The organism is Paraburkholderia sp. SECH4 (genome assembly GCF_030511745.1).
GTDB classification, from domain to species: Bacteria; Pseudomonadota; Gammaproteobacteria; order Burkholderiales; family Burkholderiaceae; genus Paraburkholderia; species Paraburkholderia madseniana.
Map to the genome: position 1 here is coordinate 97,652 of NZ_JALOCP010000004.1, position 21,605 is coordinate 119,256.

Genomic DNA, 21,605 nt, shown 5'->3' on the forward strand with positions numbered 1-21,605 from the left:
TTGCCAGCGCGCCGCCGCCCGGTACAATCAATCGAAACACAACGAAGCAGGACACCATGGAAGAGGACGACATCGTCGCCGTTTGGTCTGAACGCGTGCGTTCAGCCAGCGCCGAAGGGCGCACACTGCGCATCCGTGGCGGCGGCACCAAAGACTGGTACGGTCAGACGCTGGAAGGTGACATCCTCGACACGCGCGCTTATCGCGGCATCATCGCCTACGACCCGGCCGAACTGGTCATCACGGCGCGCGCGGGCACGCCCCTGCTGGAGATCGAGGCCGCCCTCGCCGAACACCATCAGATGCTCGCCTTCGAGCCGCCCCACTTCGGGCCGCAGGCAACCTTCGGCGGCTGCATCGCGGCGGGCATCGCCGGTCCGCGCCGCCCGTCGGCCGGCGCGGCGCGCGACTTCGTGCTGGGCGCCGTCATCATGAACGGCCAGGGCCAGACGCTGCATTTTGGCGGCCAGGTGGTAAAGAATGTGGCCGGATACGACGTCTCCCGTTTGATGGCGGGTTCGCTGGGCACCCTTGGGCTGATCCTCGAACTGTCGGTCAAGGTACTGCCGCTGCCGCAGGCCGAAACCACGCTCAAATTCGACATGAACGGCACCGACGCGGTCCGCAAGCTCAACGAATGGGGCGGCCGCCCGCTGCCGATCACGGCGAGCGCATGGCGTCATGGCACGCTGGCCGTGCGGATGGCCGGTGCGGAAGCCGCGGTCAAATCCGCGCGCACGGCGCTCGGCGGCGAAGTTGTCGATGCCGTCGAAGCGGAGCGCTTCTGGGCCGGCCTGCGCGAACAGACTGACTCGTTCTTTGCGGCCATCCCGCCGAAGGCAGCGCTTTGGCGCCTCGCGCTGCCGTCGATCACCGAGCCGATGCAATTACCCGGTGCGCAACTGATGGAATGGGGCGGTGGCCAGCGCTGGTGGATCACCGACACCGACGCGCAAACCGTGCGTATCAGCGCCAAACAGGCCGGCGGCCACGCCACCATCTTTCGTACCGGCTATGGCTACGACCGCAGCGCCGGCGTATTCACACCGCTGCCCGCGCCGCTGATGAAAATCCATCGCGGCCTGAAAACCGCCTTCGACCCGGCCCGCATCTTCAATCGCGGCCGCCTCTACCCCGACTTCTGAGCGACGCGATGCAAACCAACCTCGCGGACTTCATTCGCAACACGCCCGATGGCGACGAAGCCGACGCCATCCTGCGTAATTGCGTGCACTGCGGCTTCTGCACCGCGACCTGCCCGACCTATCAGATACTCGGCGACGAACTTGACGGCCCACGCGGCCGCATCTATCTGATCAAGCAGATGGTGGAAGGCGCAGCGGTCACGCGCAGCACCCAGATTCACCTGGACCGCTGCCTCACTTGCCGCAACTGCGAGACGACCTGCCCCTCCGGCGTGCAATACGGCAGGCTGGTCGAGATCGGCCGCAAGATCACCGAGGAAAAGGTCACCCGCCCGTTCGGTCAGCGGATGGTGCGCCGGCTGCTCGCGAGCTTCGTGCCAAACAGCGCGCTGTTCACGCCGGCCATGCGAATCGGTCAGCATATCCGTCCGCTCCTGCCAAAGAAACTGCGCGATAAGGTGCCCGCGCGCCAGCGTCCGCTCGAGTGGCCGACCGCGAAACATCCGCGCAAGATGCTGATGCTCGCGGGCTGCGTGCAACCGTCGATGATGCCGAACGTCAACGTCGCGACGGCGCGGGTGCTCGATGCGCTCGGCGTGGAAACGCTGATCGCGCCCGAAGCAGGCTGCTGCGGTGCGATCCGTCTGCACCTGGGCTACAACGACGAAGCGCTCGACGACTTGCGCGCCAACATCGACGCGTGGTGGCCGTATATCGAGCAAGGTGTGGAAGCAATCGTGATGAACGCGTCCGGCTGCGGCGCGACGGTCAAGGAATACGCGCATCTGCTGCGCAACGATCCCGCGTATGCGGAGAAGGCGCGCCGCGTGACCGAACTGACGCGCGACGTCGCGGAAATCCTGCCGGAGTTCGAAGAAGCGCTCGTCGCCGTGACGCGCCGCCGCGCGATCCATACGGTGGCGTTCCATCCGCCGTGCACATTGCAGCATGGTCAGCAGATACGCGGCAAGGTCGAACATCTGCTGACGGCGCTCGGCGTGGAAGTGCGCCTGCCCGCCGACAATCATCTCTGCTGCGGCTCGGCCGGGACTTATTCGCTGACCCAGCCCAAGCTCTCGTACGCGCTGCGCGACCAGAAGCTCGAGCGGTTGCAGGCGCAGGAGCCGCAGGTGATCGTGTCGGCCAATGTCGGCTGCATTGCGCATCTGCAAAGCGGCACGTCCACGCCGGTTGCGCATTGGATCGAACTCGTGGAGCACATGCTGTCCGCCTGAGGCGATCGATTTTGACGAGAAGCACGGCACGTGGCTTGCGGTACATCACCGCAAGCGCTTTCGTCTGTCCTGTGGCGGCATAAAGCGGCACGATGTGGCGGCGTCCGTATAATTCGATCATCGCCTTTCGCCAGACTTCCGGTTCCGTTCCATGCCCGATCTGATTCACAACCTCGAAGCGGTGCAGCAGCGCATCGCCCTCGCCGCGCAGGTGGCCGGGCGCGACCCGCGTTCGATCACCCTGCTCGCGGTCTCAAAGACGTTTCCGGCCGAAGACGTGCGTGCCGCCTACGCGGCCGGCCAACGCGCGTTCGGTGAGAACTACGTGCAGGAATCCATCACCAAGATCGAAGCGCTGGCCGATCTGCGAGCCGCGCTCGAATGGCATTTCATCGGACCGTTGCAATCGAACAAGACGCGCCCGGTTGCAGAAAATTTCGACTGGGTGCATTCGGTCGACCGCCTGAAGATCGCACAGCGGCTGTCGGAGCAGCGCCCGGACAACCTGCCGCCGTTGAACGTCTGCCTGCAGGTCAACATTAGCGGCGAAGCGTCGAAAAGCGGTGCGAGCATTCCCGAGGCCGTCGAGGTCGCGCAGGCAATCGCCGCGCTGCCGAAGCTGAATCTGCGCGGCCTGATGGCGATTCCGGAGCCGGCCGGCGGCATCGAAGAACAGCGCGTGCCGCATCGGCAACTGCGTGAACTGTTCGAGTGTCTGCGTAACGACGGCCTCGAACTCGATACGCTCTCGATGGGCATGTCGAGCGACCTCGAAGCCGCCGTGATGGAAGGCGCGACGATCGTGCGCGTCGGCACCGCGATCTTCGGTGCGCGCGATTACTCTCACTGACCGTTTCAGACCTTCCCTTCTCGACACCTCTCCGCACTTCTTTCGGAACATCATGAAAATTGCTTTTATCGGCGGTGGCAATATGGCCTCCGCGCTGATCGGCGGTCTCATCAAGCGCGGCGTCGCGCCCACTGACCTGTACGCAATCGATCCCAACGAAGACGCGCGCAAACGCAATGAGCAGCAATTCGGCATCAAGACCGGCGCCGCCGCGGACGCCGCGCTCGCGTCTTACGACGCCGTCGTGCTGGCGGTGAAGCCGCAGATCCTGAAGAGTGTCGCCGAGGCACTGGCGCCGCATCTGAAGGCGTCGCAACTGGCAATCAGCATCGTCGCGGGCATTCGCATGGATGACATGTCGCGCTGGCTGAACGGCCACGCGCGCATCGTGCGCGTGATGCCGAATACGCCGGCGCTGATCGGCATGGGCGTAACAGGCCTCGTCGCGACCGGCAGCGTCGACGAAACCGGCCGCGCGCTCGCGTCGCAGGTGCTGGGCGCAGTCGGCGAAACCGTCTGGTTCGACGACGAAGCGAAAATCGACGCTGTCACCGCGATCTCGGGCAGCGGCCCTGCTTACGTGTTTTATTTCATCGAGGCGCTGCAGGAAGCCGCGCGCCAGCTCGGTATGGATGAAGCGCAAGGCCGCGCGCTGGCGGTCGCGACCTTCACCGGCGCGGCGCAATTGGCCGCGAACTCGGACGAGCCGCCGAGCCTATTGCGCGAACGTGTGACGTCGAAGGGCGGCACCACGGCAGCCGCGCTGGCCTCATTCGATGCGAGCGGGATCAAGGATGCGATCGTACGCGGCGCGCTTGCCGCCGATGCGCGCGCCAAGGAAATGGGCGACGAGTTCGGCAAGCTGTAAGGGCGATCAACTGGCAATTGCCAGCACGGCAGGAAAGTAGAAAGTACGCCAAAGGACGCTGCGCCTCGAATTAATCCGAGGCTGCGTCCGCGGCGCAAACAAAAACTCAGTACGAGACCAGCCGCGGCATAACAGCAACGCAAGAGAAGCGCCGTCGAATCGCAGCGGCGGCGCAACAGAACCGCAGAAGAATTAAAACGAAGCCGCCGCGTAGTGCGCTGCGATACCGACAAACAACGCGCCGCCCAGCCAGTTGTTATGACGGAACGCCGCGAAGCACGCCATGCGCTCGCGATTGCGGATCAGCGTGTAGTGATAGATCGCGCAGCCCACCGCCGCCGCCCATCCCAACCAATACAACACGCCGAAGCCAAGCATCACGCCGATGCCGACGTAAATCCCCAGCGTCACCGCATAGCACAGCATGATCGCCGCCACGTCGAAGCGGCCGAAGGTCAGCGCCGACGTGCGGATGCCGATCTTGATGTCATCGTCGCGATCGACCATCGCGTATTCAGTGTCGTACGCAACCGACCAGAACACGTTGGCCAACAGCATGACCCAGGCGAGCATCGGCACGTGATCCTGAATTGCGGCGAACGCCATCGGAATGCCGAAACCGAACGCGATGCCCAGATAAGCCTGCGGAATCGCAAAGAAGCGCTTCGTGAACGGATACGAACCGGCGACGAACAGCGCCGCCACCGACAACTCCTTCGTCAACGTGTTCAGCGGCAGAATCAGCAGAAAGGCCAGCAGCGACAAGCCAGCCGCCAGCGCCACCGCTTCCCATGCCTTGATCTTGCCCGATGTAATCGGCCGGTTTTCCGTGCGCTTCACGTAGCGATCGAAGTCGCGATCCGCGTAGTCGTTGATCGCGCAGCCCGCCGAGCGCATTAGCACTGTACCCACCGTGAAAATCGCCAGCAGCGGCCATGAAGGATGGCCGTCGGAGGCAATCCACAGCGCATTGAGCGTCGGCCACAGCAGCAGCAGGCTGCCGATCGGCTTGTCCATGCGCACGAGGCGCAGATACAGGGGAAGTCGGGCGAACATGGGCGGATTCGGTGAAGTGCAGACGGTGCCGCTATTTTACGGGATGCGGACGGAAGGCAGCCTTCGGGCGGGCGAAGCTCGCCTTCTGGGAGCCCAGAACCGGGGCTGCAACCGCAGCCGGGCCTTGAGCTACAGTTGGATCCGGATCCGGCGCCGCAAAAAACAAAACCTCCCGCAAAGGGAGGCTCTGTTTGTTTTGCCACGCAACGGCTCAAGCGCCACGCGGAGATCCCAGACACAACGCCTGGAACGCTAAAGCAAGCATTTAAGCCAGCATCGAGCGCAGCATCCACGCGGTCTTTTCGTGCGTTTGCATGCGTTGTGTCAGCAGGTCGGCGGTCGGCTCGTCGTTGGCGGCTTCCGTCGACGGGAAAATCGCGCGCGCGGTACGCACCACGGCTTCCTGGCCCTCCACCAACTGGCGGATCATGTCTTCCGCCGCCGGCACGCCGTCAGCTTCCGGAATCGACGACAGCTTCGCGAATTCCTTGTAGCTGCCCGGCGCATGCACGCCCAACGCGCGAATACGTTCAGCGATCGAATCGACCGCGAGCGACAACTCGTTGTACTGCGTTTCGAACATCAGATGCAGCGTGTTGAACATCGGACCCGTCACGTTCCAGTGAAAGTTGTGGGTCTTCAGGTAGAGCGTGTAGGTGTCGGCGAGCAAGCGCGACAGACCTTCTGCAATCTTCTTTCGATCCTTGTCGCTGATCCCGATATTGACGTGCTGTACAGCTTCTTTCTTGGCCATGACGACTCCTTTGAAGAGTGATACGAACCGGTCGGTAGAGTGACGGCGTGCGGATAGCAAACCCGGCACGTCGAACGCCCGCCAGTTTAGCTTAGAAAGCCGCTGCGTTCGTGTGACGCGTGGTCGCTTGCCGCACCCGCGGCCTCGCGTTCAATCACGCACCCAATGCATGTTGCACGGCTTGCGCAACGATCACCACGAGTCCGCTCGAGACGATCGCGAACCCCACTGCCTTGCGCAGCATCGACGCGTACTGCCGTTGCTTGCCGCGAGCGGCCGGCGAGCCGCCAATGGTGGACATCATCATCTGGATCATGATCGTGCTCCCTCGATTCGTATCAATACCGGCGGGGCGCCGATGCGCCCCGCCCTGCTGCATCAACTCACTTCAACTGTTTACTTCTTGCCGCCTTCGGCGAGTTCGGCCATCGCGGCGATCACGCCTTGCGCATAGGCAGGATCGGCGCGACGGAAATGCTCGATCTGACGCGCGACGATCTCCTGCGGCACACCGTTGATATGGCGTGCGATGTTGCCGAACAGACGCTGGCGCTGTGCCGCATCGAAGAGCGCAAACAACATGCCCGGCTGCGTGTAGTAGTCCTCGTCCTCGCGATGGTCATAACGATCGACCGTACCCGCTGCGAGCGGTGGCTCCGCCGCGTTGCTGTCCTGCGCGAAGTCGCCGAAGCGATTCGGCTCGTAGTTCACGTTGCCGCCGAGGTTGCCGTCCGTGCGCATCCCGCCGTCGCGATGGAACGAATGGTGGACCGGGCAACGCGGGGCATTCACCGGAATCTGATGGTGATTGATACCAAGGCGATAGCGCTGCGTGTCGCCATACGAGAACAAACGGCCTTGCAACAGACGGTCCGGCGAGAAGCTGATACCCGGCACCACGTTGGCGGGCGTGAACGCTGCCTGCTCCACATCCGCGAAATAGTTCGCCGCGTTGCGATTCAACTCGATTGTGCCGACGTCGATCAACGGGTAATCCTTCTGCGACCACACCTTCGTGATGTCGAACGGATTGAAGCGGTACTTCGCGGCTTCCGCTTCCGGCATCACCTGAATGGCAAAACGCCATTTCGGGAAGTTGCCTGCTTCAATGCTCGTGAGCAGATCCTGTTGCGCGCTTTCACGGTTCTGTGCGACCACTTGTGCCGCTTCGGCATCGGTAAAATTCTCAATGCCTTGCATCGACTTGAAGTGGAACTTCACCCAGAAACGCTCGTTGTTAGCGTTGATGAACGAGTACGTATGCGAGCCGAAGCCGTGCATCTGGCGGAAGTTCTGCGGAATGCCGCGATCGCTCATCAGGATGGTGACCTGATGCAACGACTCCGGATGACGCGACCAGAAATCCCATGCCGCGATATTGCTGCGCATGTTGGTGTACGGGTCGCGCTTTTGCGTGTGGATGAAGTCCGGGAACTTGAGCGGATCGCGGATGAAGAACACCGGCGTGTTGTTGCCGACCACGTCCCAATTGCCTTCTTCCGTGTAGAACTTGATCGAGAAACCGCGCACGTCGCGTTCCGCGTCGGCGGCGCCGCGTTCGCCGGCCACCGTCGAAAAGCGCATGAAGAGCGGCGTGTCCTTGCCGACCTCGGCGAACACTTTCGCCTTCGTGAAACGCGAGATGTCGTGCGTGACCTTCAGCGTGCCGAATGCGCCCGAACCTTTGGCGTGAACGCGGCGTTCCGGAATCACTTCGCGGTCGAAGTGGGCGAGTTTTTCGAGCAGCCAGACGTCTTGCAGGACGACCGGACCGCGCGCGCCGGCGGTCATCGAGTTCTGGTTGTCGGCGACGGGTGCGCCAGCTGCATTGGTGAGCTTACGTTCGGACATGCGGGACTCCTGAGTGGCTTTGATCGGAAACGGAATGCGGGGAGAGGTGCGGCGCGCTGATGCCTACGGCTTATGCGGACAGGGCCCGATCGACCAGCAAGGACAATGCAACCGTGCCCATGCCGCGCACCGACGCCGCGAAGGTGCCGGTGCTGCCAGTGGTCATGCGGACGGGTTGAACGGCGACGGTTGGGACTTGCTGCGAGTTCGGCTGCGTCATGATTTCCTCCGGGTCTGATGGGATCGGGCGATCCATGGAGGAAACTATAACAATGCTATCGAATTAACGTGTTTGATTAATTATATCTATTCGATAGGGAGTGCAACTATCGGCGCCTTAAGTGCCGCCGGGCCGGCCGCACAGGGTGCGCGGCGGGCCGGCTTGGGCGCAGGCGTCGCCACTCAGTTGACGGCGACAGGCAGATCGAGCTTTTTGACGCCCGTCAGATCGCAGGCGTTGATGGCGTCGCAGATGGCGTCGATCGCGGGCGTCCGCGTGAAGCTCTTGCGCCAGGCAAGCACCACACGGCGATCCGGCACCGGCTCGTCGAAGGCGACGTAGCTGAGCAGACCGGCGTCGATACCGCCGGCGTGCGGCTTGACCTCCTGCACCGACATGCGCGGCAGCACGGTAATGCCGACGCCGCTCGCCACCATATGACGGATGGTTTCCAGCGACGAACCTTCGAAGGTCTTCTGGATGCCGTCCGCGTTCTGCGAGAAGCGCATCAGTTCCGGGCAAACGCCCAGCACATGGTCGCGGAAGCAGTGGCCGCTACCGAGCAGCAACATGGTTTCCTGCTTCAGATCCTCGGCGTCGATCTTCGCGCGGTTTTCCCACGCATGACCTGACGGCAGTGCGACGACAAACGGCTCGTCATAGAGCGGACGTTGCATGAGACCCGTTTCCGGGAACGGCAGCGCCATGATGGCGACGTCGATTTCACCCTGCTTGAGCAGCTCGATCAGCTTGACCGTGTAATTTTCCTGCAGCATCAGCGGCATCTGCGGAACACGCTTGATCATCTGTTTGACGAGCGTAGGCAACAGATACGGCCCGATCGTATAGATGACGCCGAGGCGCAGCGGCCCGACCAGCGGGTCTTTGCCCTGTTTCGCGATCTCTTTGATGGCGAGCGTCTGTTCGAGGACGCGCTGCGCTTGCGTGACAATCTGTTCGCCGATCGGCGTGACACTGACTTCGCTGGTGCCGCGCTCGAAGATCTGCACGTTAAGCTCGTCTTCGAGCTTCTTGATTGCCACCGACAGGGTCGGCTGGCTAACGAAACACGCTTCGGCGGCCCGGCCGAAGTGCCGTTCGCGGGCAACCGCGACGATGTATTTCAATTCGGTGAGCGTCATTGGGGGACCAATCAGTGCGATGAGTTCGATAGGTTCTAGTTATACACCTATAGGGTCGGTTCGCCAACTTTTTGGTCCTTTGCCTGCCTGGCTGACGGACGTCTCCGCCGTCAAGAACCCGTCCTCAAGCCTTCAGATACTGCTCCCGCGCTCCGAGCCAGCGGGCCAGATGCTGCAGCACCACCTCCGGATACCTCGCGAGCAAAGCCGCGGCGGCCTCTCTGGCCGGCTCGATGAGCCACTGGTCATTCTGGAGATCGGCAAACCTCAACATGGCCGCGCCCGACTGCCGGGCGCCAAGAAACTCTCCCGGACCGCGAATCTCGAGGTCGCGCCGGGCGATTTCGAAGCCGTCAGTCGTCTCCCGCATGGTCTGCAAGCGCGCCCGCGCCGTCATCGATAGCGGACCGGTATAGAGCAGCACGCAGACCGAAGCCGCACTCCCGCGCCCCACCCGCCCGCGCAACTGATGCAACTGCGCGAGACCGAAGCGCTCGGCGTGCTCGATCACCATCAGCGAGGCATTCGGCACATCGACACCCACTTCGATCACCGTCGTCGCCACCAGTAGCTGCACTTCGTTGCGCGTGAACGCATCCATCACCGCGGCCTTCTCCGCCGGCGCGAGACGTCCGTGCACCAGCCCGACGTTCAATTCGGGCAACGCGGCCACCAGCGTCTCGTAAGTCTCCACCGCGGTCTGCAACTGCAGGGTTTCGCTTTCCTCGATCAGCGGACACACCCAGTACACCTGACGCCCCGTCAATGCAGCCTCGCGCACGCGGCCGATCACCTCTTCGCGCCGCGCGTCGGAAACGAGCTTGGTCAGAATCGGCGTGCGCCCAGGCGGCAATTCGTCGATGGTCGAGACGTCGAGGTCGGCGTAATAGGTCATCGCCAGCGTGCGCGGAATCGGCGTCGCCGACATCATCAATTGATGCGGCTGGAAATCGCGCGCCCCGTCGGCGGCGTTCTGCGCCTTGGCGCGCAAGGCAAGACGCTGCGCCACGCCGAAGCGATGCTGTTCGTCGACAATCACCAACCCCAGCCGCGCGAACTCGACCGCGTCCTGGATGATCGCGTGCGTGCCGATCACGAGTTGGGCCGTACCAAGCGCCGCTGCTTCGATCGCGGCGCGCTTTTCCTTGGTTTTCAGACTGCCGGCGAGCCACGCGACGCTCACTCCGAGCGGCTCCAGCCAGCCGCGCAATTTGCGCGCGTGCTGTTCGGCGAGGATTTCGGTCGGTGCCATCAGCGCGGCCTGGTAGCCGGCGTCAATCGCTTGCGCCGCTGCCAGCGCGGCCACGATCGTCTTGCCGCTGCCCACGTCGCCCTGCAGCAAGCGCTGCATCGGATGAGGCTGCGTCAGGTCGAGCGCGATCTCGCCGCCCACGCGCTCCTGCGCCGCCGTCAGCGAAAACGGCAGCGCCTTCAGCAAACGCGCCACCAGCGCCGCTTCGTCGCCCAGCTTGCGGCGCGGCATAGCCGGCGCCGCACGGGTGCGGCGCTCGTCATGGGCGCGCTTCAACGACATCTGCTGCGCCAGCAATTCTTCGAACTTGATCCGCACCCACGCCGGATGCGTGCCATCCATCAGCGCGGTTTCATCAGCCTGCACGCCCGGGTGATGCAGCGTGCGCACCGCCTCCATCAGCGCCGGCACGCCGAGCGGCTGCAAATAAGCCTGCGCGATCGGCTCGGGCAGCAACTCCGGCAACGAGGTGCGCGACAACGCGTTGTCGATCGATTTGCGCAGATACGCCTGCGTCACGCCCGCAGTGCTCGGATAGACCGGCGTCAGCGCCTGCGGCAGCGGCGTGTCTTCGTCGACCACGCGCACCGCCGGATGCACCATCTCCATGCCGAAGAAACCGCCGCGTACGTCGCCGCGCACGCGCAGCCGCGCGCCGATCGCCATCTGCCTGACCTGCGAGCCGTAGAAATTCAGAAAGCGAAGGACGAGTTCGTCGCCGGCGTCGTCACGCAGTTTCACCAGCAGCTGGCGACGCGGGCGATAGGCGATCTCGTTGTCGAACACCACGCCTTCGGTCTGCGAGATGCCACCCGGCAACAGATGCCCGATCGGCGTCAGCGAGGTCTCGTCTTCGTAGCGCATCGGCAGATGCAGTACCAGATCGATGTCGCGCGTGAGACCTAGTTTGGCGAGCTTGTCGACGGGTTTGGCCGCGGGCTTGGCGCCGGCTTCCGCAGCAGGCTCCCTCGCGGCTTTGCCCGCGGATTTGCCGGCAGGCTTGTCACCGAATGGGTCAACCATTTCACCTTCACGCGCGGCCTTGTCGCCCTCCGGCGCGACACCCGCGCCGAGGTCGTTCAGGTCGGCCGCCGCTGCTTTGCCCCGCGAGACGCGGCGCTTCGGCTCGGCGCTCACTTCATCGGTAGCGGAGGGCAATCGGCGTTCGGACAAAGGCATGGGTTGCTTCGCAAGTACAATATCGGCTGTCAAAGGTGTCGCCGCCAAGCAGCGCGCGGGCTCGCGGGCCGCTCCGGCGTCCCGCAATCATAGCCGCCCGGCTCCGGCTTCGGCTCAATTCAGTCCCAATTCGCTTCCAGTCGTCCGCATGTTTACGCTTTCCGATTTCGATTTCGATCTGCCGCCCGAGCTGATCGCGCAAGTCGCGCTGCCCGAGCGCAGCGCCAGCCGTCTGCTCGAAGTGGCCAACACGGCCGACGCAACCGACGCCGCGCGCCTGATCGACCGCCGCTTTGCTGAATTACCCGAGTGCATCGCGCGCGGCGATCTGCTGGTCTTCAACGATACCAAAGTCCTGAAGGCGCGCTTCCTCGGCCAGAAGGCCAGTGGCGGCAAGATCGAAGTGCTGATAGAGCGTCTGACCGGCGAGCGCACCGCGCTCGCGCAGATCCGCGCGAGCAAGAGCCCGCAGCCAGGCACCACGATCCGTCTGGCCGATGCGTTCGATGTGACGGTCGGCGAACGCGTCGAGCCGTTCTACACGCTGCACTTCCCAGACGACTGTCTGACGCTGATCGAGCAATTCGGCCGCCTGCCGCTGCCGCCATACATCGAGCACGACCCCGACGCGACCGACGAAACCCGCTACCAGACGGTGTTCGCGCAAAACCCGGGCGCGGTGGCCGCACCCACCGCCGGCCTGCATTTCGACGACGCGCTGCTCGCGCGGCTCGACGCTCGTGGTGTAGAGCTCGCGACGCTGACGCTGCATGTCGGCGCCGGTACTTTCCAGCCGGTGCGGGTCGAAAACCTCGCCGAGCACAAGATGCACAGCGAGTGGTATCACTTGCCGCAATCGCTCGCCGACAAGATCGCGGCGACGCGTGCGCGCGGCAACCGCGTGATCGCCGTGGGCACGACGTCGATGCGTGCGCTCGAAGCCGCCGCGCGCGATGCTGAAGCCGCCGGACGCCCGCTCGGCGCGGCCAGCACGGAAACCGACATCTTCATCACGCCGGGCTATAAATTCCGCGTGGTCGACAGGCTGGTGACCAACTTCCATTTGCCGAAGTCGACGCTGCTGATGCTGGTGTCGGCGTTCGCGGGCGTCGAAACGATTCGCGAGGCTTACCGCCACGCGATCGAACAGCGTTACCGCTTCTTTAGCTATGGCGACGCGATGCTGCTCACGCGCCGCGACGCTTGAACCGTTTCGTGTCGCACGGCGATATCCCGTGCGATAGCGTTGCGCGCCGGCAGCGCGCGCGGTAGTCTGCCGCTCCTTGCTACGTTGATGTAGCGGCAGGTGTTGCTGACCTCTCCTGCACCCACGTGCAGCGGCAGATCGGCGCCGCATCTCAAGTTTTCTTTACCCAGCCGCCGTGGCCTGCCCGGCGGCGTTCATCATTTGCGCCGGACTGTTCTCCGGTAGCACAGGAGTCCCCCATGACCGACGGTCATACCCACGATACAAGCGGTACCTGCACTACCTGCGCGAGCCACGGCGAGCGCCCTGACAACGGCCTCAAATTCGAACTGCTCGGCACCGACGGCCAGGCACGCCGCGGCCGCGTCACGCTCAATCACGGCGTGGTCGAAACGCCGATCTTCATGCCGGTCGGCACCTACGGCACGGTGAAGGCGGTCCAGCCGCGTGAGCTCGAAGAAATGCACGCGCAGATCATCCTCGGCAATACCTTCCACCTGTGGCTGCGCCCGGGCCTGGAGACGATCGAGGCGCACGGCGGCCTGCACGGCTTCATGGGCTGGAAGAAGCCGATCCTGACGGACTCGGGTGGTTTTCAGGTGTTTTCGCTCGGCGATCTGCGCAAAATCACCGAAGATGGCGTCACGTTCGCATCACCCATCAACGGCGACAAGCTCTTCCTGTCGCCGGAAGTATCGATGCAGATCCAGAAGGTGCTGAACTCGGACATCGTCATGCAGTTCGACGAATGCACGCCCTACGCGACCAACAACGTGCCAACTTCGCATCAGGAAGCCGCCGATTCGATGCGCATGTCGATGCGCTGGGCCAAACGCTCGATCGACGAATTCAACCGCCTCGGCAATCCGAACGCGTTGTTCGGCATCGTCCAGGGCGGCATGTTCGAAGACCTGCGCGACGAGTCGCTGGCGGGGCTCGCGGAGATGGATTTCCACGGTCTCGCAATCGGCGGCCTGTCGGTCGGCGAGCCGAAAGAAGACATGATGCGCGTGCTGAACCATATCGGCCCGAAGCTGCCCGCCGACAAGCCGCACTACCTGATGGGCGTGGGCACGCCGGAAGATCTGGTGGCGGGCGTGGCCGCCGGCGTCGACATGTTCGACTGCGTGATGCCGACCCGCAACGCGCGCAACGGCTGGCTCTTCACCCGGTTTGGCGACATCAAGATCCGCAACGCCGCGCACAAGAACTCGCTGCGCCCGCTCGACGAGCAGTGCGGCTGCTACACCTGCCGAAATTTCACCCGCGGCTACCTGCATCATCTGCATCGTGTAGGGGAAATCCTCGGTGCGCAGTTGAACACGATTCACAACCTGCACTACTACCTCGAGTTGATGCAGGAAATGCGCGACGCGATCGACGCAAAACTGTTCGAGCCTTTCCGCAAGCGCTTCCACGAGGACCGCGCGCGCGGCATCGATTAGCCGGCATTTGGGAATCAGCTGACGAATTTGCCGGAGGAATCCGCTGGTGTCTCGCGGAAAACCTTACAATTAACTTTCGCGCACGGTAAAAAGGCTTTAAACGGTTGATCGGAAAGCCGATTCGCCGCGCCGACCCCTATCAGGCCAGTGGTAGAATAACCGGCTGATTTTTTCGATCGTTTTGACTTATAACGGAGAGACCAACGTGTCGTTCATTTCCAATGCCTTCGCCCAAGGCACAGCAGCAGGTGGCATTGAATCGAACCTGATGAGCTTCCTGCCGCTGATCCTGATGTTCGGCGTGCTGTACTTCATCATGATTCGCCCGCAAATGAAGCGCCAGAAGGAACATCGCAACATGCTCGCCGCCATGGCCAAGGGCGATGAAGTGGTGACGAATGGCGGCATCGTCGGCAAGGTGACCAAGGTGGGTGAAGCTTACGTCGGCGTCGAAATCTCGGAAGGCACGGAAATCACCGTGCAAAAGGCGTCGGTTACGACGATTCTCCCGAAGGGCACGATCAAGTCGCTGTAAGGCCTGCTCTCTCGCGTCCGGCGCGGCCTCGCCGGCAGTTGTCGCAGCACAACGCTGAACTGCCCGCGCTCATCGCCGGACGCATCGCTTCCAAGCCAACCTTCCCGTTGGACCACTCATGAATCGCTACCCCCTCTGGAAATACGCCGTGATGCTGGTGGCTCTGGTCATCGGCCTCGTCTACACGCTGCCCAATCTGTTCGGCGAAGCGCCGGCGGTGCAGGTGTCGAGCGGCAAGGCAACGGTCAAGCTCGACTCGACCACGCTGTCGGCAGTCGAAACGGCGCTTGCCGCCAATCAGATCAAGCCTGACGAAGTCACGTTCGACAACTCGTCGACCAACGCGAACATCCGCGTGCGGCTCCTCGATACCGACACGCAATTGCGCGTGAAGGACCTGCTGCAGAAGTCGCTGAACAGCGACCCGACCGACCCGCAATTCATCGTTGCGCTGAACCTGCAAAGCGCGTCGCCGCGCTGGCTGACCGCCCTGCATGCGCTGCCGATGTACCTCGGTCTGGACTTGCGCGGTGGCGTGCACTTCCTGCTGCAGGTCGACATGGCTGGCGCGCTCAACAAGAAGCTCGACTCCGACGCCTCGGATGCACGCACCATGCTGCGTGACAACAACATCCGCGACGGCGGCGTGAACCGCGTCAACCAGACGGTGGTGATCAATTTCGCCGACCAGGCCACGGCGGATGCGGCATCCAAGCAACTGGGCCGCGGCATCGGCGAACTCCAGTGGGCCTCGCAAGCGAACCCGGACGGCGGTGTGCAACTGGTCGGCACGTTCACGCCGGCGGTGCAGAAAGCCGTGCAGGACGCCGCGCTCAAGCAGAACATCACCACGCTGCATAACCGCGTGAACGAACTCGGCGTGGCCGAGCCGGTGATCCAGCAACAAGGCTCCGACCGTATCGTCGTCGAACTGCCGGGTGTGCAGGACACGGCGAAGGCAAAGGACATCATCGGCCGCACGGCAACGCTCGAAGCGCGCCTCGCCGACCCGGTCAACACGCATCCGAATCCGTCCGATCCGGTGCCGCCGGGCGACGAACTGTTCACCCAAGGCAACCAGACGCCGGTGCTGCTGCGCAAGCAGATCATCTTCACGGGTGACCGCATCATCGACGCGTCGGCAGGCTTCGACGAACATCAGCGTCCGTCGGTGAACATTCGCCTCGACTCGGCCGGTGGCCGCGCGGTGCGCAGCGTCTCGCGCGACAACATCGGCAAGCCGATGGCCATGGTGCTGTTCGAAAAGGGCAAGGGCGAAGTGCTGACGGTGGCGACCATCCAGTCGGAACTGGGCGACCGCTTCCAGATCACCGGCCAGGCCACGCCGCAAGGCGCCGCCGACCTCGCGCTGCTGCTGCGCGCCGGTTCGCTGGCAGCTCCGATGGACATCATCGAAGAACGCACGATCGGCCCGAGCCTCGGCGCGGACAACATCAAGAAGGGCTTCCACTCGGTGGTGTGGGGCTTCGTGGCAATCGCCGTCTTCATGATCGCGTACTACATGCTGTTCGGCGTGATCTCGATGATCGGCCTGTCGGTCAACCTGCTGCTGCTGATCGCCGTGCTGTCCATGTTGCAGGCCACGCTCACCTTGCCGGGTATCGCCGCTATCGCGCTCGCGCTCGGTATGGCGATCGACGCGAACGTGCTGATCAATGAGCGCGTACGCGAAGAACTGCGTCACGGCGCGCCGCCGCAACTGGCGATCCAGAACGGCTACGCGCATGCATGGGCGACGATTCTCGACTCGAACGTCACCACGCTGATCGCCGGCCTCGCGCTGCTCGCCTTCGGCTCCGGCCCGGTGCGTGGCTTCGCGATGGTCCACTGTATCGGCATCCTGACGTCGATGTTCTCGGCTGTGTTCTTCTCGCGCGGTATCGTCAACCTCTGGTACGGCGGCAAGAAGAAGCTCAAGTCGCTGGCTATTGGCCAGGTGTGGCGTCCGCAACCGGAAGGTATCGACGGCGCTGCCGCTTACCTCGGTAACGAAGATGCTGCGACCGACACGGCACGTGCCGTCGCCGCGGCAAGCGCCAAGCCCAAGGCCAAAGCTGCGGCCCAGGCGCGTACCAAGCCGACCGTGCGCCGCCGCGATGCGTCGGGTTCGTCGAACACGCCGCAGAAACCGGGTTCATCCCGCTGAGTCCCGGAGAACAAGACCATGGAATTTTTCCGTTTTCGCAAAGACATTCCGTTCATGCAGCGTGCGTTGCTGTTCAACGCAATCTCGCTGCTGACGTTCGTCGCTGCTGTGTTTTTCCTGCTGCATCGCGGGCTGCATCTGTCGGTGGAATTCACCGGCGGTACCGTCATCGAAGTGCAGTATCCGGGCGCCGCGCCGCTCGAACCGGTGCGCGGCACGCTCAACAAGCTCGGCTATCCCGATGCGCAAGTGCAGAACTTCGGCACCTCGCGCGACGTGCTGATCCGTCTGCCGCTCAAGCAGGGCTACACGTCGGCGCAACAGAGCGACCAGGTGATGGGCGCGCTGAAGGGCGAGGATCCGCAGGTGCAATTGCAGCGTGTCGAGTTCGTCGGCCCGCAGGTCGGCAAGGAACTCGCTACCGACGGCCTGCTCGCGCTGGCCTGTGTGGTGGTCGGCATCGTGATCTACCTGTCGTTCCGCTTCGAGTGGAAATATGCGGTAGCCGGCGTGATCGCTAACTTGCACGACGTGATCATCATTCTCGGCTTCTTCGCGTTCTTCCAGTGGGAGTTCTCGCTGTCGGTGCTGGCTGCGGTGCTCGCGGTGCTCGGCTACTCGGTGAACGAATCCGTCGTTATCTTCGACCGGATTCGTGAGACCTTCCGCCGCGAACGCAAACTGACCGTGATCGAGGTGATCAACCACGCAATCACCAGCACGATGTCGCGCACGATCATCACCCACGGCTGTACGCAGATGATGGTGCTGTCGATGTTCCTGTTTGGCGGTCCCACGCTGCACTACTTCGCTCTGGCACTTACGGTCGGTATTCTGTTCGGTATCTATTCGTCGGTGTTCGTGGCCGCGGCGCTCGCCATGTGGCTCGGCGTGAAGCGCGAAGATCTGGTGAAGGATAAGAAGGAACGCACCGATCCGGACGATCCAAACGCAGGCGCGCAAGTTTGAGCTTGCTCTAGTCAAACCTCGCAATAGGAAAGGCCGGTTCTCTCGAACCGGCCTTTTGCGTTTACCGCATTTACCGCCTTTGCCGCGCGTTAGCGAAACCCGAGCTTGCGCCGCGCCGCCATCAGCGCCACCAGGCTCACGGCCGCGGCAAAAATCATGTAATAGCTCGGCGCGGCCTTCGACCCCGTGAAGCTGATCAGCCACGCGATGATGAACGGCCCAAAGCCGCCGAAGATCGTCACGGCAATGTTATAGGCCAGCGACATACCGGTCGTACGCGTCTGCACCGGGAACATCTCCGAGAGCAAACCCGGCAGCGCCGCAAAGTAGCCCGTCATCAGAAAGCCGAACACCACCTGCAGCGCGATCAGCGTGCCGAAGGTCGGATGCGCGACCAGATACACGAACGCCGGATTGATCAGCACGAGAAGCAACAGCGCCGAGATCAGCATGATCGTGGTGCGCCCGTGGCGGTCCGATAGATGGCCGACTAGCGGCGAAAACACCATCTGGATCACACCAGTCAGCGCAATCGCCGCGAACGCGACCGAAGGCGCCAGCCCCAATTGCTTCACGCCATAAGTCGGCATGAACAGCACCAGATAGGTCGAGACGGTACCGAGCACCACCACGCCGATTGCAATCACGAGGCGCAGCTTCTGGCTCGCGAACGTGTCGCGCAGCGGCGTCGTGGTGGTTTCCGCCGCGAGGAATTCGGGCGTTTCGTCGAGCTTGGTACGGATGTACCACGCGACCGGCCCGATCAGGAGACCAAAGAAGAACGGCACGCGCCAACCCCACGAGGCCATCTGCTCAGGCGACAGCTTGCCGGTCAACAGCACGCCGAAACCGGCCGCGAGCAGCGTGGTGAGCCCCTGGCTCGCGACCTGCCAGCTCGCGAAGAAACCGCGCCGCCCCGGCACATGTTCCGCGAGAAAAGCCGTGGCGCTGCCGAACTCGCCGCCCGCCGAAAAGCCTTGCATCAGGCGCGCCACCACGAGAATCACAGGCGCGGCAATGCCGATGCTCTGATACGTCGGCAGAAGCGCGATGATCAGCGTGCCGCACATCACCAGCAGGATCGACAGCGTGAGCGCCGCTTTGCGTCCGGCGCGGTCGGCGTATGCACCGATCACGATCGCGCCGAGCGGCCGCATGAAGAACGACACGCCGAAGGTGCCAAGCGTCAGCAGCAACGAGACCGTGTCGTTACCCGCCGGGAAAAACAGCTTCGCGATGGTGACCGCGAAAAAGCCGTACACCACCAGATCGAACCATTCCAGCGCATTGCCGATCGAGGCGGCGACCACCGCGCGCCATGAATTCCGCCGGCTCCCCGCCAGGCTTGCCGCTGTCGTTGCATTCATGCAGATCTCCAATGCGCGCGAAATATTATTAACGTAGGCTTTACGCTGGATCTTGCCGAACTGGGTGCGCGCACAACCAATGCGGTGTCAGCGCTCTATGTACCTGAAAAATTAAAACGACGCGAGCGGCAAATCGCTCTTGGCCATTGCACAAGGCTTCCGGCGTTTCAGGCAGGCAATAAAAAACCGCTTCATCGCAAAAGCAAACGAAGCGGTTTTTTTGGTGCGGCGCAACGGCCGCGCCATAAGTGACATTAAATACAGATACGCAAGAGGCTCGCTAAAACGCTTATTGCTTGATGCCTTCGGCCTGAATATGCAGCTTGGTATCCATGCTGAAGCCGTACTTGGCGCCGAAATCCAAGCCGTAATCGCTACGGTTGAAATGGGCGCTCGCTTCCACGCCGCACACTTCGCGCTTGAGCACCGGATGCGGCATGCACTTGAACGATTCGATCGTCAGATTCAGCGGCTTGGTCACGCCATGGATCGTCAGGCTGCCGACCACCTGGACCGGCTTGTCGCCGTCGAACTTGATATCGGTACCCTTATAGGTCACCGACGGATACTTGGTCACATCGAAGAATTCGTCCGTCTTCAGATGCTCGTCGAGCTTGGTGTTGCCGGTTTCGACCGAAGCCGGGTCAACCGTGACGTCCACCGTGCCGGTCTTCGCTGCGCGGTCGAGCGTGACCGTGCCCGAGCTCTTGACAAACTTGCCGCGCCACACCGAGAGGCCACCGAAGTGATCCGCCTCGAAGCTCGGAAACGTGTGGGTCGGGTCGAGCTGATAGGTGTCCGCTGCAGCAAACGCGCCGAGCGAGAAAGAAGAAGCCAGTGCGCCGACGGCGATCAACAGGGATGTTTTCAATTCATGCTCCTTATGTTTTTCGGAATTCCTGACTTGAAGGAAAGCGGCTGCGCCCGGAGAGCGCGGCGAACGTCACTTGTGTGCTGCAACGAGATGAAACTTGATCACCACGTCATCGGCCACTACCGAGGTGTCTTTCCATTCGCCGGTACCGATGTCGAATTGCGAGCGTTTGATCGGCAGCGAGCCGTCGAACGTCTGGGTTGCGCCCTGCTGGGTGACCGCGACCGGCACCACGACGGTCTGCGATTTACCCTTGATGGTCAGCTTGCCGGTGACCTTGAACTGATTGCTGCCGGCCGGCGCAATCGCGCTCGACACGAACGTTGCAGTCGGATAAGTCTTCGCGTCGAACCAGTCCTTGCCGCGCACCTGGTCGTTGTAGCTTTCGTCCCCGAGATCGTAGCTGGCCACGTCGATGCTGAACTGCGCACTGCCGTCGGCCGGTTTTGCCGGGTCGAACTTGACTTGCGCGGTGAACTTGCCGAATTTGCCTTCCACCGGCACGTTCATCTGCTTCGAAGTTGCCGTCACCGAACTCTTCGTGACGTCGACCTGGGCGAGCGCACTGCCGGCCGCGGTCAGCGAGGCCGCAGCAAACGCGGCGAGCATGTAGCGATAAAACGAAACTTTCATGGTTATCCTTATTTGATGAAAGGGAGCATGCGCGACAGCAGGCCGTCACGGTCCAACCATTGATGCTTGAGCGCCGCCGCGACGTGCAACGCGACCAGCACGAGCAACGTGTAATTCAGCGCGATATGCACGTTCTTCAGCAGTTCCTTGAGATGCGGGTCCGGTGCGATCAGGCGCGGCAGCGGAATCAGGCCGAGGTACACCACCGGTATGTTGGCCGCCGAGCTATACAGATAGCCGGAGGCGGGAATCACGATCATCAACGCGTACAGCAGCAGATGCGTGAGATGCGCGGCGCCGCGCTGCCAGGCCGGCATGCGGCGCGGCATCGGCGGGGCAGCATGGGTGGCGCGCCACAGAATGCGCGGCACGGCGATCGCGAACACCGTCACGCCGATCCATTTGTGCCAGGAGAAGTAGCGCAGCTTGGTGGGCGTGAAGCCGGGGATGTCGGTCATCACCCAACCAAGCGCGAAGCCGCACACGATCAGTAGCGCGATCAGCCAGTGAAAGGCAATGGCCGTCCGCGTGTACGACTCCCGGCCACCGAAAGAAGGATTGAGTGCCATGACAGGTCAACGCAAGCTAAGAAAGGTTAACGGAGCAGCCGGCCCTGCTATTCCACGCCGCCAATGCATGCAGCATCGTGCGGCGCGATAGAAAACATGGCGGCTGCGGCACAGGCCAAGGCCGCCATGCTACCGCAAGCGGAAAAAGCTGGCTGTGTCGACCAGAGTTAGCGCTTCAGCGGTTACTCTGGTCCCATGCAGAGCCCGGCACCCGGAAGTTTTCCCGCGTGCAGAACGGCATTGAACAATTGGGGCCGGACAGTGTCAGAAGTAGGCATTTTTGTGTA

At 62.8% G+C, this 21,605-nt stretch carries 20 protein-coding genes; 9 read left to right on the forward strand and 11 right to left on the reverse strand.

The features are described 5' to 3' along the window. Positions 1 to 56 precede the first annotated feature (56 nt). The 4 genes from glcE to proC all read left to right on the forward strand — a co-directional run bounded on the left by glcE (position 57) and on the right by proC (position 4,098). Positions 57 to 1,145: a glycolate oxidase subunit GlcE gene (glcE, locus tag M0D67_RS07665; protein WP_154566680.1), complete on the forward strand. Its 1,089-nt coding sequence runs from the start codon at positions 57 to 59 to the stop codon at positions 1,143 to 1,145. 8 nt (positions 1,146 to 1,153) lie between these two features. Beyond that, entirely contained in the window at positions 1,154 to 2,380 is a 1,227-nt protein-coding gene (glcF, locus tag M0D67_RS07670) for a glycolate oxidase subunit GlcF (protein ID WP_154566679.1), read from the forward strand. A gap of 151 nt (positions 2,381 to 2,531) precedes the next feature. Further along, positions 2,532 to 3,230 carry a YggS family pyridoxal phosphate-dependent enzyme gene (locus tag M0D67_RS07675; protein WP_266238408.1) on the forward strand — a complete coding sequence of 233 codons (699 nt, stop codon included), beginning with the start codon at positions 2,532 to 2,534 and terminating at the stop codon, positions 3,228 to 3,230. Positions 3,231 to 3,282: 52 nt separating this feature from the next. Continuing rightward, complete coding sequence (gene proC, locus M0D67_RS07680; protein WP_171926316.1) at positions 3,283 to 4,098, forward strand: pyrroline-5-carboxylate reductase; 816 nt, start codon at positions 3,283 to 3,285, stop codon at positions 4,096 to 4,098. A gap of 192 nt (positions 4,099 to 4,290) precedes the next feature. On the opposite strand, the gene ubiA is transcribed toward proC, so the two are convergent. The 7 genes from ubiA to recG all read right to left on the reverse strand — a co-directional run bounded on the left by ubiA (position 4,291) and on the right by recG (position 11,552). After that, positions 4,291 to 5,154, reverse strand: a complete 864-nt coding sequence (gene ubiA, locus M0D67_RS07685; protein ID WP_171926315.1) for a 4-hydroxybenzoate octaprenyltransferase — start codon at positions 5,152 to 5,154, stop codon at positions 4,291 to 4,293. A gap of 265 nt (positions 5,155 to 5,419) precedes the next feature. Beyond that, the gene (locus tag M0D67_RS07690; protein WP_097391341.1) at positions 5,420 to 5,908 is read right to left on the reverse strand and encodes a Dps family protein; all 489 of its coding nucleotides are present in this window, start codon (positions 5,906 to 5,908) and stop codon (positions 5,420 to 5,422) included. Positions 5,909 to 6,062: 154 nt separating this feature from the next. Then, the gene (locus M0D67_RS07695) at positions 6,063 to 6,224 is read right to left on the reverse strand and encodes a hypothetical protein (protein WP_171926314.1); all 162 of its coding nucleotides are present in this window, start codon (positions 6,222 to 6,224) and stop codon (positions 6,063 to 6,065) included. Positions 6,225 to 6,304: 80 nt separating this feature from the next. Next, positions 6,305 to 7,759 carry a catalase gene (locus tag M0D67_RS07700; protein WP_171926313.1) on the reverse strand — a complete coding sequence of 485 codons (1,455 nt, stop codon included), beginning with the start codon at positions 7,757 to 7,759 and terminating at the stop codon, positions 6,305 to 6,307. Between the two features lie 70 nt (positions 7,760 to 7,829). Beyond that, positions 7,830 to 7,979, reverse strand: a complete 150-nt coding sequence (locus M0D67_RS07705) for a hypothetical protein (protein ID WP_166618336.1) — start codon at positions 7,977 to 7,979, stop codon at positions 7,830 to 7,832. Positions 7,980 to 8,161: 182 nt separating this feature from the next. Beyond that, positions 8,162 to 9,121, reverse strand: a complete 960-nt coding sequence (locus M0D67_RS07710; RefSeq protein ID WP_054037761.1) for a hydrogen peroxide-inducible genes activator — start codon at positions 9,119 to 9,121, stop codon at positions 8,162 to 8,164. Between the two features lie 124 nt (positions 9,122 to 9,245). Then, positions 9,246 to 11,552 (reverse strand): ATP-dependent DNA helicase RecG, encoded by a 2,307-nt coding sequence (recG, locus tag M0D67_RS07715; protein ID WP_171926312.1) that lies wholly within the window; start codon positions 11,550 to 11,552, stop codon positions 9,246 to 9,248. 148 nt (positions 11,553 to 11,700) lie between these two features. Here recG and queA point away from each other — a divergent pair, with 148 nt between their 5' ends. The 5 genes from queA to secF all read left to right on the forward strand — a co-directional run bounded on the left by queA (position 11,701) and on the right by secF (position 17,875). Beyond that, positions 11,701 to 12,759 carry a tRNA preQ1(34) S-adenosylmethionine ribosyltransferase-isomerase QueA gene (gene queA, locus M0D67_RS07720; RefSeq protein ID WP_171926311.1) on the forward strand — a complete coding sequence of 353 codons (1,059 nt, stop codon included), beginning with the start codon at positions 11,701 to 11,703 and terminating at the stop codon, positions 12,757 to 12,759. A gap of 239 nt (positions 12,760 to 12,998) precedes the next feature. Next, positions 12,999 to 14,204 (forward strand): tRNA guanosine(34) transglycosylase Tgt, encoded by a 1,206-nt coding sequence (gene tgt / locus M0D67_RS07725; protein WP_171926310.1) that lies wholly within the window; start codon positions 12,999 to 13,001, stop codon positions 14,202 to 14,204. A gap of 205 nt (positions 14,205 to 14,409) precedes the next feature. Further along, positions 14,410 to 14,739 carry a preprotein translocase subunit YajC gene (yajC, locus tag M0D67_RS07730; RefSeq protein ID WP_020069679.1) on the forward strand — a complete coding sequence of 110 codons (330 nt, stop codon included), beginning with the start codon at positions 14,410 to 14,412 and terminating at the stop codon, positions 14,737 to 14,739. 118 nt (positions 14,740 to 14,857) lie between these two features. Then, positions 14,858 to 16,906, forward strand: coding sequence for a protein translocase subunit SecD (gene secD, locus M0D67_RS07735; protein ID WP_171926309.1), 2,049 nt, complete (start codon positions 14,858 to 14,860; stop codon positions 16,904 to 16,906). An 18-nt stretch (positions 16,907 to 16,924) separates the two neighbouring features. Beyond that, a complete protein-coding gene (secF, locus tag M0D67_RS07740; RefSeq protein WP_154566669.1) occupies positions 16,925 to 17,875 on the forward strand; it encodes a protein translocase subunit SecF in 951 nt (316 codons plus the stop codon). 89 nt (positions 17,876 to 17,964) lie between these two features. Here secF and M0D67_RS07745 read toward each other — a convergent pair whose 3' ends face one another. The 4 genes from M0D67_RS07745 to M0D67_RS07760 all read right to left on the reverse strand — a co-directional run bounded on the left by M0D67_RS07745 (position 17,965) and on the right by M0D67_RS07760 (position 21,318). After that, positions 17,965 to 19,242 carry an MFS transporter gene (locus M0D67_RS07745; RefSeq protein ID WP_266238415.1) on the reverse strand — a complete coding sequence of 426 codons (1,278 nt, stop codon included), beginning with the start codon at positions 19,240 to 19,242 and terminating at the stop codon, positions 17,965 to 17,967. Between the two features lie 289 nt (positions 19,243 to 19,531). Further along, the gene (locus M0D67_RS07750; RefSeq protein ID WP_171926343.1) at positions 19,532 to 20,101 is read right to left on the reverse strand and encodes a YceI family protein; all 570 of its coding nucleotides are present in this window, start codon (positions 20,099 to 20,101) and stop codon (positions 19,532 to 19,534) included. Positions 20,102 to 20,185: 84 nt separating this feature from the next. After that, on the reverse strand, positions 20,186 to 20,749 hold the full coding sequence (locus M0D67_RS07755) for a YceI family protein (RefSeq protein WP_171926307.1): 564 nt from the start codon (positions 20,747 to 20,749) through the stop codon (positions 20,186 to 20,188). An 8-nt stretch (positions 20,750 to 20,757) separates the two neighbouring features. Next, positions 20,758 to 21,318: a cytochrome b gene (locus tag M0D67_RS07760; protein WP_154566665.1), complete on the reverse strand. Its 561-nt coding sequence runs from the start codon at positions 21,316 to 21,318 to the stop codon at positions 20,758 to 20,760. Between the last annotated feature and the right edge of the window lie 287 nt (positions 21,319 to 21,605).